Genomic DNA, 11,923 nt, shown 5'->3' on the forward strand with positions numbered 1-11,923 from the left:
CCCCTCAGATCTCGTAGTGTGTTATGTCGAATGCCCGGTAATATTTGTCGTCGTGCAGGATTCCGAACAAATCGAGCGATGCTCCTGTGGCCAGGCTGTGCGTGTATTTCCCAGGGAAGAACATCACCGTCGGCTTTTCCTTGGCGGTGCTCTGGAGGTTGTTCAACACATTGTGGGACCGGATATAGGGATAGACCTCACCGACTCCCGACAAAAACAGGACATCGAACTCCTCGCTTGAGAGCCGTGCGCCGATTTCAGGAACGAGATGCGTTTCGGGATCGAGAACCCCTTGAAGAAGCTCTTTCAGCTCGTCCTTCCTGATGCTGTTTTCTGCGGCGAGAACCTCATCCCAGATGCCACGATCGCGCAGCAAGGCGATGCTGAGATCGTAGAGATTGATCTCGATCACGCGCACGCCTCGGTTTCCAAGTTGCTTCACGAGGCTGGCGCGCATCGCCTCCATGGCGACGGCCTCGTCGGCTGGATAGGGGCAGATGAAGAATGGCACCTCGTTGCCGAGGCCCTGCTTCTTCAGAAAGCGCTCGCTCGCGACCACCTTCAGGAGGTGATCGAAGCGATCCTTGGGGCTTGCCGTCCCACTCGTTCGCGACATCGTTATCGCCTCCCCAACTGTCGCTCTGCACCGGGGAAGTAGCGAAGTTCATCGGGGTTGCTGGCCTGGATCACGGCCAACACGCGCGGCGACAACATCGCCCCGAGGATCCGGTTATCCTGTGACAAGACCTCAGCCTCCCGCATCAGGCGGAAGAGCACGGCGCGAAGTTTGGCGCGTGTCGATGCCGATAGCGCCGCGAGCTTCGGAGACCATTCCTCCTTAGCGGCCAGGAACGCATCGAAATCGTCATAGCTAAGGTCGGTCCGCAACGACAGGAACCTGTCGCTGAGCACCTCAACCGCGAATTCGCCGATGAACCTGTACGCGCGGCAGGCTGCGAGCCACAGAAGAGCGGCCTGCTCGCTCCGGTTCCCTTCTTTGAAAAGCGCCAGCTCATCCGGAGACAGATGCTTCAAGCGGTTGACGATCTCCCGGATCGAGCGCCGCGCCGAACTTGCCTTGCGGACCGGGAATGCGCCGTTCTCTTGCGCGGCGACCAATGTCGAATCCCAATCGGCGCCGGCGACGTGCAGTCGAGCAACGGCCACGCTTTCGTTGATGAAGAGGCCGCCCGTTCCAAAGGACATAAGATAGGGGCGCTGTTCCGACCTCTCCATCAAGCGCTCCCCCTGACCTTTGGAGCTTGCTCTGTTTCCTCAATTTCGAAGTCAGCGCGCTTCAGGGCGCGTGCCGTCTCAGCGGCGTTGAGGGCAACAATATGCTGGGTGCGGGGATCCTGCTGACTAGCGTCGCCGAGTAGGCCAAGGCGCTTGAGAACATAAAAGAGCATCGCGTAGCGCACCGTCAAAACGGCCCGCTCCTTCCTCATCCCATAGTCCTTTGCCACCACCGCGCGCTGGCTCGGTGTCAGACGAGGATGCGGACCGATCTCGATGTCGAAAGTCTCCTGCCACAATGTATCCTGATCGCCGCCGGGTCCGGGAGCATCCATGTCGCGCACGCCGAGGACCCGAGGCAGCAGGAAATCCTTGAACTTATTGTCGATGTGACAATAGGCGCGCGCGTGCCAGCGCAGGCCGTCATAGCCGAAAGCGTGCGGCGTCATCCGGCGCCACATGGGGTCGGCTCGTTTGCCGCTCATCGATTGGTAATGGACATCGATCGAACGGTATTCGCGAACCGCGCCGAGGATCGCCTGCAACACGCCTGAATCGACCTCGCGTCGCGGCGTCAAGGCTATATCAGTCTGGGGCGGATGCGCGATCCAGGACTCGCTTGGCTCGGTGAGACCCTCGGCGAGGGAGCGCAGGCGGGACAGATAACCGTCGGGATCGGGCTTCAGGAAAATCGGGGAGAACTGCGCGCTCACGACATAGCGTTTCGCGCTCTTGTCGTAGATGGCGTTCTGAGGCGCGCGCTCCTGATAGAGCGTCAGATCCTTCGATGCCTGGGGTACGGACACGTCGAACATCTCGATGATGTCGGAGCGATTGACCCCGCCCTCCCAGAACAGCCGGAACTCGATGAACTCGAGCCGGCGCTCCACACCCCATTTCAACGCCGTAGCGCCTTCCAGCATCGCTTTCCGCCTCCGTGCGCCGATGGGCATAAAAAGTATATGGACATATCGACGCGATCCGTGTAATTATTATTCCCATCGAGGGCGCCCGTCAATAGTGATCGGCGTGAAATTCGGGAGGCAAGACAATGCCCAAGCGCGGTTCGAAAGGCGAAGTCACCAGCAAGCGGGCGGCGAGCGCCGCCGCCAAGGTGCTGCGGAATCCGAAGAGCAGTAAGGCCGCGAAGACGGTGGCTGCATCGGCGCTCACCCAGCGTCCGAACAAGAAGTAGCCCCCCGGGAAGGAGAGCGGTTATGGCCGTCGCGAGTCGATCCACCCTCGTCGTTCACGGCCGCCTCGCCGTGCGGGAACGCCGCCTGGCGGCGGCCCGCGACGGGCGCCACGGCCTGCAGGTCATGTCCTTCGAACAGGCGGCGGTGCGGCTCGCCGGAGGTTTCGTCCGGCCGATCGACGACGAAAGCCTGCGCGCGGCGATCCAAGCCGTGCTGCCAGGAACGCCGATGGGCGAGCTGGAGAACATCAAGTCGCTGCCCGGCATGATCGACGCGGCCGCGGACACCTTGCACAAGGCTTGGCGTGCGGGCATCGACCTTGCGGCGCGAGCGGCCGATCATCCGCGACTCGACGCCATCGCCCGGCTGGAGGCGGCGGTCCTGGCGCAGCTTCCCGCCGGCACGATGCGCCCCATCGACATCGTCGCCGCCGCCACCAGCCGTATCGCCCATGCGCCCGCCGTTCTCGGCCCCATGGAGATCGCTGGCCTCACGGAACTCTCACCCTGCTGGCGGCCGCTGCTGAAGGCGCTCACCGCGCATATACCCGTGCAATGGACGGCCGGGCCGAGGACGGCGCCAGCCTGGCTGGAGGGCACGGGCGTCGGCGTGTCGCGTGCTCCGGCGGGGACACCGGCAGTCAGCGCCGTCAGCGCGGCCACGGCCTATCACGAGGCCATCGAAGCCATGCGCTGGGCGCGGTCGCTTCTTGCCTCAGGGCGGGCGGCGCCCTCAGACATCGCGATCGCCACCGCCTCGCCCGCCGACTATGACGATCACTTCCTCGCCCTGCGCGCAGACTCCAATATCGACCTGCACTTCGTCCATGGCGTCAGGACCGTCACCACCCGCGAAGGCCAGGCCGCCGCCGCGCTGGCAGACATCGTCGTTCGCGGACTGTCGCAGTCCCGGCTCCGGCGTCTCGCCGCCCTGTGTCGGGATTCCGCGCCGTTTGAATCCTTGCCCGAAGGCTGGCTGCGCGTCCTGCCGGCCGATGCACCCATGTCGACGCCCAATGCCTGGAACCGCCTGCTGGCACGGTTGAAGCCGGAAGACTGGCCCGACGGCACGGATCACGCGCCGGCCCTGTGCGCTGCGGTCGAGCTTCTCGCCAAGGGGCCGGACATTGCACCCGAGATCGGCGAGGCCTTTCTCAAGGGCCGTGCGCTTGCCATCTGGCGCAAGGCCCTTCTCGCCGGGCCAGCCGCCTCGATCGACGCCATCCTCGAAACCCTGAAGCAGGATGACGGGCTGGAAGCCTGTGTGTCCGTCGCCTGGATGCCGGTCAGCGCGCTCGCGGCCTCGCCGCGCCGCTTCGTGCGATTGATCGGTCTCAACTCCTCGCGCTGGCCGCGCGGGATCGCCGAAGACCGGCTGATCCCGGACCATGTTGTCCCGACTGCCGAGCTCGACCCGCTTCCGGTGAACCTCGCCGATCGCCGGGATTTCGAGACGATCCTGGCCACCACGGCCGGTGAAGTCGTCCTCTCTCGCGCCCGGCGCGACAGCGACGGACGCCTGCTGGGACGCAGCCCGCTGCTCGCCGGGCATGGCGAGGAGGTTTACCTCCGCCGCAATGCCGTGCCCGCCCATGCCTTCAGCGAAACCGACCGCCTCATGGCCCGGCCGCAGGAGTTCAGCACGGCTCCACAGGCAGTCAGCGCGCAAGGCTGCTGGCGCGACTGGCGGCGTACCGAGATCACGGCGCATGACGGCCTCATCCGGCCCGATCATCCGATCATCCTCTCGATCCTGGCCCGCACCCAGTCGGCCAGCTCGCTCCGGCGTCTGCTGCGCAATCCGCTGAGCTTCGCCTGGGTCTATGCCTTCGGCTGGCGCGTGCCCGAAAGCAGCGCCGAGCCGCTCGTGCTCGACGCGCTCGGCGTCGGCGATCTGGTTCACATGGTTCTCGACCGCGCCTTGCGCGACCTGGAGGACGCCGGTGGACTGGCGTCCGCCGACGCCGCGGCGATCACGGCAGCGGTGGATCGGGCCGCCGAGCTTGTCGCCGCCGATTGGGAAAGTGAACGCCCGATCCCGCCGGCCGTCATCTGGGGGCGCACCCTGGACGATGCTCGGCTGATGGCGGGTCGGGCTTTAGCCTATGGCGATGACCTTCTTCCGGGCGCCCGCTCTTATGGCGAGGTGCCGTTCGGCGGATTGGAGACCAAGTCGGACGCGGAGACGCCGTGGGATCCCGGCCTGCCGGTCACGATCCCCGACACAGGGTTCAATATCGCCGGCTACATCGACCGGCTCGACATCGCGGGCGACGGCAAGCGCGCGCTCGTCCGCGACTACAAGACGGGCCGCCCGCCCCGGACCGCGATCCGGCTGAATGGCGGCCGGGAGCTTCAGCGCTGCCTCTACGCCTTCGCGGTGAAGGCGCTGCTCGGCCATGACGTCGCGATCAGCGCCTCGTTGCTGTTCCCACGCGAGCCCGTCGACCTTCAGCTCGACGACCCCGAGGCGGTGCTCGCCGAGATCACCGGCTATCTGCGCGCGGCGAGGATCAGTTTCGCCGGCGGCGCGGCGCTGCCAGGCCCCGACACGGGTGGCGACTATGACGATCTCGCCTTCGCCCTGCCGGCCAATGCCAGCGCCACCTATTGCAAACGCAAGATGCCGGCCGCGACCGAGCGGCTGGGCGAAGTCGCTCAAATCTGGGAGGCGGAATGATGAGCAGCGTGTCCAACGTTCTCAAGGATGACGGGGCACGGCACGACGCGATCAGCCTCCATGATCGCTCGATCCTGGTTGAAGCCGGCGCGGGCTCGGGCAAGACCGCCGTTATGGCCGGACGCATCGCCGTCATGCTCGCCGAGGGTGTCCCTCCGCGCGCCATCGCCGCCGTCACCTTCACCGAACTGGCGGCCAGCGAGCTTCTCTCGCGTGTCCGCGAGTTTGTCGCCGACCTCTCGGCCGGACATATCGCGGCCGAGCTGCGTGTGGCCCTGCCCGATGGCCTGTCGCAAACGCAGCGTGGCAATCTCGCGGCCGCAAGCGCCGCGATCGACGAAATCACCTGCTCAACCATTCACGGCTTCTGCCAGCGCCTGATCAAGCCCTATCCGGCCGAGGCCGACATCGATCCCGGCGCCGGCGTCATGGACCGCAATCAGGCCGATCTCACCTTCCTAGAGATCTTCGATGGCTGGCTGCGGGAGCGCCTGTCCGGCGATCAGGGCGGCATTCTCGCTGAGATGGTGCTGCACAGCCCCGGTGAAACCGTGGCGCTGGTCCACAAGATCGCCGAGAATCTGCGACGCCGCCGCACCCTCACGGCGCCGGCCGTCTCCCCGCTTGACGGTCATCTGACAGCCTTCCGGCAGGCGACGGCGGATTTCGCAGTCTTCATGCGCGGGACGGCGGCGACCGAGCCGGAAACGGTCGTGATCGTCGAGCGGCTGGTCGAGATGGCGACCGCGCTGGCGGCCGGTCCCGATCCCGCCATGCCCTCGGGCTTGATCCGGCTTTTGACCTCGCGTCCGCACCCGGACCTTTGCACCAAGGCAGGCGCCTTTGCCTCCTATCGCAAGAAGGGCAAATGGACCGAAGCGGCGAAGCAGGCGGGCCTCTCCAAGGCCGACGGCGAGCGGCTGAACATCGCTGCCGAAGGCCACTACACCGCCTGCTGCGACGCCCGGGCCTCGCTTCTTCAGGCGGCGGCCAGCCAGGTTCTGGCGGCTCTGATCGAGGAGGCGCGTCCGATCCTGCAGCGCTATCGCGACCACAAGCGCGCGAGCGCCCAGCTCGACTTCGATGATCTGATTTTCGCCGCACGCGACCTGCTGCGCGACCACGATGATGTCCGGCGCGCGCTGGGACAGCGCTTCGCGCATGTCCTCGTCGATGAGTTCCAGGACACCGATCCCCTGCAAACCGAGATCTTCTGGCGGCTGTGCGGCGAGCCGGTCGATGGCGATGCCGACTGGACCCGATTCCGGATCCGGCCGGGCGCACTCTTCCTGGTCGGCGACCCCAAGCAGGCGATCTATCGCTTCCGCGGCGCCGATGTCGGCGCCTATGTGCAGGCGCGCGACTCCTTTAACGCTCAGGACCCCGACAGCCTCCTGTCGATCTCCACCAATTTCCGCTCCTGCGCCTCAATCCTCACGTTCGTCAACGAACGCTTCGAGGCCGTGCTCTCGGCCGATGGCCAACCCGGATTTACGGCCCTCGATCCGTTTCACGACGATCCCGGCAACGGCTTGTGCGTCGCGGCCCTCGACATCGCCGTCGCGGACGAAAACGGCAAGGCCAGCGCCGAGCAGCAGCGCGACGCCGAAGCCGATGCCGTGGCCGAGCTGTGCGCGCGCCTGATCGACAGCCAGCCCATCATCGACCGGCGCACCGGCGCGGAACGTCCTTGTCAGCCGGGCGACATCGCCTTGCTGGCGCCGACCGGCGCCGAGCTGTGGCGCTATGAGGAGGCGCTGGAGCGTCGCGGCATTCCGGTGGCGACACAGGCCGGCAAGGGGTTCTTCCGCCGCCAGGAGGTCCAGGACCTGATTGCGCTCACCCGCGTCCTCGCCGACCGGCGCGACACGCTGGCGCTCGGCGCGCTGCTGCGCGGCCCGCTGCTCGGCCTCACCGAAGAGGAGCTTCTGGACATCGTCTGGACCCTGCCGCGTTCGGAGGAAGAGCCCGACCGGATTCCCCGTCTCGATCTCCGCGTCGATCCCGCCGCCATCGCTCATCCGCTCGCACGCGAGACTATCGAAAAGCTGCAAGCGCTCTACCGCCGCAGCAACAGCACGACGCCGCACGAGCTTCTCTCGCAGGCCGTAGACGTGATGCGGGTTCGTCCCCTTCTTCTCGAGCGCCATAGCGGCCAGGCCGAACGCGCGCTCGCCAACGTCGATCTCTATCTGAGCCTGTCGACTGGCTACGCCGTGCGCGGCCTTCGCGCCTTCGCCGAGGCGATGACCGCGGCCTGGACCGACGAGGCTCGCGCTGTGGAAGGCCGGCCCGATGCGCAGGAAGAAGCCGTCGCGCTCTTCACCATGCACGCCGCCAAGGGCCTCGAATGGCCAATTGTCATTCCCGTCAACACCATGACGGGCGTCATGTCGCCCGACAGCGCGGTGATCGACCGCCAGACCGACACATTCTATTGCCCGGTCCTCGGCGTCGCGCCCGATGGCTATGAGGCCGCGCGCCAGGCGGAAAAGGACGAGCTGGATCGCGAGCGCATCCGGCTCTGGTATGTCGCGGCGACGCGCGCCCGCGAACTCCTCGTGCTGCCCCGGCTCGACACAAAGCCTTCAAAATCGGCCTGGATCGGCCTGCTCGACCTGTCGCTCGCCGATCTTCCCGGCCTTGATGTCTCGCACCTGCCGCTCGGCCAGGCAGGTGGCGGCGCCGGCGCGAGCAATATCCAGACGCGCGACATCTTCGCGGCCGAGGCTGCGGCCATCGCCGCCCGGCAGACGCGCCTCACCTGGCTGGCGCCCAGCCGCGACGAGAGCGCCTCCGGCGCGGTACTTCAGGAGGAAGAGGCCGAAATCTGGATAGGCTCGGCCGATGATCAACCGCGTGAACTCGAGGCGACCGTCGTGGTCCAGGGTGGCCGGGAACGCGGACTGATCCTCCACAAGCTCATGGAGGAGGTCCTGACCGGGGAAACCGATGCGACCGCGCCAGCCCTCGCAAAACGCGCCGGCGAGCTCATCCGGACGCTCGGCCGTTCGCCGGTCGCCGATCCAGCGACGGGTCTTTCGGACGAGGAACTGGCAGGCTGTGTCGTTCGGACCCTGGCTCTGCCCGAGATCGCGGCGTTGCGCCCGGCGCTCCTGGCCGAGTTCCCCGTTTACGCCGCCCGCACGGATGACGGCGAGGAGACGGCGACGGCCGGTATAGCGGATGCGCTGACTCTCAGCGCCGAAGGAAGCCCTACCGTTGTCGTCGACTGGAAAAGCGACGTGAACCCCGATCCCCAGACGCTCGATCACTATCGCTCGCAAGTCCGCGCCTATCTCGACATGACCGGCGCCGAGCGCGGTCTGATCGTGCTGATGACGACCGGCGCCATCATCACCGTCTCGCCCTCGGCCCGGGCGATGGCTGCCTGACACGAGACGATCGATGGCATCACGCAAGCGCCCCGCCCGTTCTGTCCAAGACGACCTCTTTAGCGAAGAGGTCTCGCTGCTGCTTCCCCCGCGCCTTGCGATCGACGGCAGGGTACTCGGAAGCCCGGTGCGGCAACTGGCGGTCCCGGCGTTGCGCGAGACCTGCCGGCTCCGGCTGTTTTCGATCCGGCGGGTCAACGGATATGAAGCGACCCTGAGATCCGGTGAGACGCTGAAGATCATCAGCGCCAGGACCGCCACCCGGCTGGAAGCCGATCTCATCCTGCTGGTGCCGGGTGCGTCGGAGCCGGCCAAGATCGCCGAGGCCCTCGAACTGGGCGAAGGCAAGTGGTTCAATATCGCGCCCACCGACATCGGCGCGCTCGACGCGGCCGCGCGCGGCGAACGTCTCGCCATCGTCGCGGCCTCATGGCAGGACTCTTTCCACCTCCGCGAAAGCTGTCCCGCCGAGAATGGTCGACCTGCGGTGCGCGGGCTGCGCCGACCCCAGATCGGCGCGCTCCATGCCGCGCTCGCCCATGCCACGCGCTCGACTGAGCCTGCCACCATCGTTATGCCGACGGGCACCGGGAAGACGGAAACGATGCTGGCGCTCAACGCCCATCAGCGGTTCGAGCGCTTGCTGGTGGTCGTCCCGACCGACGCGCTTCGCGAGCAGATTGCCGGAAAATTCGAGACCTTCGGCGTTCTTAAGCATCAGGAGTGCCTCGACGCCTCCGCCGCTTTCCCGGTGGTCATGCGCCTCTCCCATATCCCCACAACCCCGGCGGAAGTGGACCAGATATTCGACAGCGCGAATGTCGTGGTCACGACGATGCAGATCGCCGGCCGCGCCGAAGCGCCGGTTCAGGAGCGGATGGCGGCCCGCGCGTCGGCTCTTTTCATCGACGAGGCCCACCATATCGGCGCACCGACCTGGGCGCGTTTTCGCGGCCTTTTCGTCGATCGTGAGCCGCCATTGCCCATCGTTCAGTTCACCGCGACGCCATTTCGCGAAGATGGCCGGCGGGTCGATGGCGAATTCATCTACACCTACCCGCTCAAGAAGGCGCAGGCGGAAGGCTATTTCAAACCGATCCGCTTCGAGGCTGTCTTCGGCCTCGATCAGGCCGACGCCGATCAAGCGATCACCGAGAAACTTGGAGAGGTTCTACAAGCCGATCTCGATGCCGGCCTCAATCATCTCGCCATGGCGCGCTGCTCCACGATCGACCGCGCCAGGGAGTTGCACCAGCTCTACAGCGCCCTGTTTCCGGAATTTCGGCCTGTCATCGTTCACAGCCAGCAGGCGATCCGCGAGCGGCGCGCGAATCTGGACGCGCTTCGGCGGTTCGAAAGCCGAATCATCGTCTGCGTCGATATGCTGGGTGAAGGCTTCGATCTGCCCGAGCTCAAGATCGCGGGGCTCCACGATCCGCACAAGAGCATCGCCGTCACCATTCAATTCGTTGGTCGTTTCACCCGCCAGGACCCGACGCTCGGGGATGCGACGGTGATCGCGAATACCGGCGTTGACGACATCGACCGCTCCCTGGCGAAGCTCTACGCCGAAGACGCAGACTGGAACGCGCTGGTCGAGGCGCTCAGCAGCGCGCGCATCGAGCGGCAGGTGCGGCGCGCCGAGATGTTCAAGGGTTTCGTCGGCAACCTCAGCGACATCCCGCTGCAGACGCTCGAACCGAAGATGAACGCCGTGGTCTACCGGACCACGTGCGACGCCTGGGAGCCGCTGCGCGCCGAAGATCTCTACAGCCCCGGCGTCTATCTCGGCATGAAGATCAATCCGCACCAGCGCGTGGCCATCTTCGTCACCCGTTCGGAAGAGCAGGCTGGATGGACGACCGCGCAGCATGCGACCAACATCATCTGGGACCTGCACATGATGCATTGGGACCAGGCGAAGGGCCTTCTTTACATCAGCAGTTCGGCGAAGGGTCCTTACGACAAGCTGGCCAAGACCGTCTGCGGCGAAACCACCCGCCGTGTCGAAGGCGAAGAAGTGTTCCGCAGCCTGCATGGCTTCAAACGCCTGATCCTGCGCAACCTCGGCCTCACCCATCATCAGGGGCGCGGCGTGCGCTACTCCATGTATATGGGCGTCGACGTCGCCGATGGCCTCGACACCGCTAAGTCCCAGTCAAGAATCAAGAACAACGTCTTCGCAACCGGCTTTCTCGACGGCGTGCCAGCCACCCGCGGCTGCTCGGCCAAGGGCAAGTTCTGGTCGATCTCTCCCGTTCGCGACCTCACCGACTGGATCGAATGGTGCGAGGACATCGGCCAGTCGGTCAACGACCCCGGCATCACGACGGATGGTGTTTTCAAGAGCGCCATGCGTCCTCGACAGATCAGCGAGCGGCCCGCTGTTCCTCCCGTCGCGATTCACTGGCCGGAGTCGCTGCTGATGCAGATCGAGGATCGCGTCGAGATCAGCTTCGGCGATCAGCCGATGCTGTTCACCGAGTGCGACATCGAGCTTCTCGATCACGAACGAACGGGTCCGCTTCGCTTCGCGGTGCGCAGCGACGCCTATGTCGCCGAGTTCGAGATCGTATTCAGCGATGGGGGCGCCCGATATCCGCAAAGTGCCGGTCCCAAGGCCACCATCAGGATCGGCGGCAAAGTGAAGTCATTGTCCGAGTCCTTCGGAGACGATTCCCCGCAGATCGATTTCGGCGACGGCTCTCTCCTCATCTACAGCCATCTCTATGCGCTGCCAGACGGTGAATCCGTCGAACCCTATCCCGCCGACCGGATCGAGGTGTGGGATTGGTCGAAAACCAACATCCGGGCCGAATCCCAGGGGCCTGAGAAACGCGCCGACTGCGTCCAGCGGCGCGTGATCGACGCGCTGCTCGCCGGCGGCGAAGCCTATGATCTGATCTTCGACGATGACGGCGCCGGGGAGATCGCCGATGTGGTCTCGCTCCGCATCACCGAGGGCCTTGTGCAGGTCACGCTGCATCACTGCAAATATTCGAGCGCCACGATGCCCGGCGCCCGCGTCAAGGATCTCTATGAGGTCTGCGGACAGGCGCAGAAATCGGCGCGCTGGCGCGACCGTCCCCATCGCATGTTCACCCACATGCTGAAGCGCGAGAAGCTGCGCCTGGACAAAGGGCAAAACTCTCGCTTCGAGCAAGGCACCGCTGCGTTCCTCAAAAAGCTGAAGGCGAGCTGGCAGGACTATCGCTACGAATTCGACGTCAAGATCGTGCAGCCAGGCCTCTCCCGTGCAGCGATCACCGAAGAGGGCTTGCACCTGTTGGCCGGGGTCGAGACTTACCTGCTGGAGACCCGCGCGATGAAATTGCGGATCATCGGCAGCGCATGAATTCCCGTGCAGAGCTGTCGGCCCGAGGCACCCGCACGAATTGAGGGACGTTCGTCGCGCCT

7 protein-coding genes are annotated in these 11,923 nt (G+C 65.6%); 4 read left to right on the forward strand and 3 right to left on the reverse strand.

Going from position 1 to position 11,923, the window contains the following annotated elements; all coding sequences use genetic code 11:
* Positions 1-4: 4 nt before the first annotated feature.
* From V5F59_RS09175 to V5F59_RS09185, 3 genes are read right to left on the reverse strand one after another with little or no spacing between them, the layout of a single operon-like run.
* A complete protein-coding gene (locus V5F59_RS09175; RefSeq protein ID WP_393981578.1) occupies positions 5-616 on the reverse strand; it encodes a DUF1788 domain-containing protein in 612 nt (203 codons plus the stop codon).
* 2 nt (positions 617-618) lie between these two features.
* Positions 619-1,236, reverse strand: a complete 618-nt coding sequence (locus V5F59_RS09180; RefSeq protein WP_393981576.1) for a DUF1819 family protein — start codon at positions 1,234-1,236, stop codon at positions 619-621.
* Entirely contained in the window at positions 1,236-2,159 is a 924-nt protein-coding gene (locus tag V5F59_RS09185) for a BrxR family helix-turn-helix transcriptional regulator (protein WP_393981574.1), read from the reverse strand. The genes V5F59_RS09180 and V5F59_RS09185 overlap by 1 nt, the downstream gene beginning before the upstream one ends.
* Positions 2,160-2,287: 128 nt before the next feature.
* On the opposite strand from V5F59_RS09185, the gene V5F59_RS09190 reads away from it, so the two are divergent.
* The 4 genes from V5F59_RS09190 to V5F59_RS09205 are packed head-to-tail and all read left to right on the forward strand — an operon-like array spanning position 2,288 to position 11,861.
* Positions 2,288-2,431 (forward strand): hypothetical protein, encoded by a 144-nt coding sequence (locus V5F59_RS09190; protein WP_393981572.1) that lies wholly within the window; start codon positions 2,288-2,290, stop codon positions 2,429-2,431.
* 22 nt (positions 2,432-2,453) lie between these two features.
* Positions 2,454-5,111 carry a PD-(D/E)XK nuclease family protein gene (locus tag V5F59_RS09195; protein ID WP_393981570.1) on the forward strand — a complete coding sequence of 886 codons (2,658 nt, stop codon included), beginning with the start codon at positions 2,454-2,456 and terminating at the stop codon, positions 5,109-5,111.
* A complete protein-coding gene (locus V5F59_RS09200; RefSeq protein ID WP_393981568.1) occupies positions 5,111-8,506 on the forward strand; it encodes a UvrD-helicase domain-containing protein in 3,396 nt (1,131 codons plus the stop codon). The genes V5F59_RS09195 and V5F59_RS09200 overlap by 1 nt, the downstream gene beginning before the upstream one ends.
* Before the next feature lie 13 nt (positions 8,507-8,519).
* On the forward strand, positions 8,520-11,861 hold the full coding sequence (locus V5F59_RS09205) for a DEAD/DEAH box helicase (protein ID WP_393981566.1): 3,342 nt from the start codon (positions 8,520-8,522) through the stop codon (positions 11,859-11,861).
* Positions 11,862-11,923: the final 62 nt, after the last annotated feature.

This window comes from Xanthobacter nonsaccharivorans, assembly GCF_043194755.2.
Classification (GTDB): domain Bacteria; phylum Pseudomonadota; class Alphaproteobacteria; order Rhizobiales; family Xanthobacteraceae; genus Xanthobacter; species Xanthobacter autotrophicus_G.

What these genes read in the sequence shown, in the direction of transcription:
- V5F59_RS09180 (WP_393981576.1), bottom strand. Translation starts at nt 1,236, where the DNA reads ATGGAGAGGTCGGAACAGCGCCCCTATCTTATGTCCTTTGGAACGGGC.
- V5F59_RS09195 (WP_393981570.1), top strand. Translation starts at nt 2,454, where the DNA reads ATGGCCGTCGCGAGTCGATCCACCCTCGTCGTTCACGGCCGCCTCGCC.
- V5F59_RS09200 (WP_393981568.1), top strand. Translation starts at nt 5,111, where the DNA reads ATGAGCAGCGTGTCCAACGTTCTCAAGGATGACGGGGCACGGCACGAC.
- V5F59_RS09175 (WP_393981578.1), bottom strand. Translation starts at nt 616, where the DNA reads ATGTCGCGAACGAGTGGGACGGCAAGCCCCAAGGATCGCTTCGATCAC.
- V5F59_RS09190 (WP_393981572.1), top strand. Translation starts at nt 2,288, where the DNA reads ATGCCCAAGCGCGGTTCGAAAGGCGAAGTCACCAGCAAGCGGGCGGCG.
- V5F59_RS09205 (WP_393981566.1), top strand. Translation starts at nt 8,520, where the DNA reads ATGGCATCACGCAAGCGCCCCGCCCGTTCTGTCCAAGACGACCTCTTT.
- V5F59_RS09185 (WP_393981574.1), bottom strand. Translation starts at nt 2,159, where the DNA reads ATGCTGGAAGGCGCTACGGCGTTGAAATGGGGTGTGGAGCGCCGGCTC.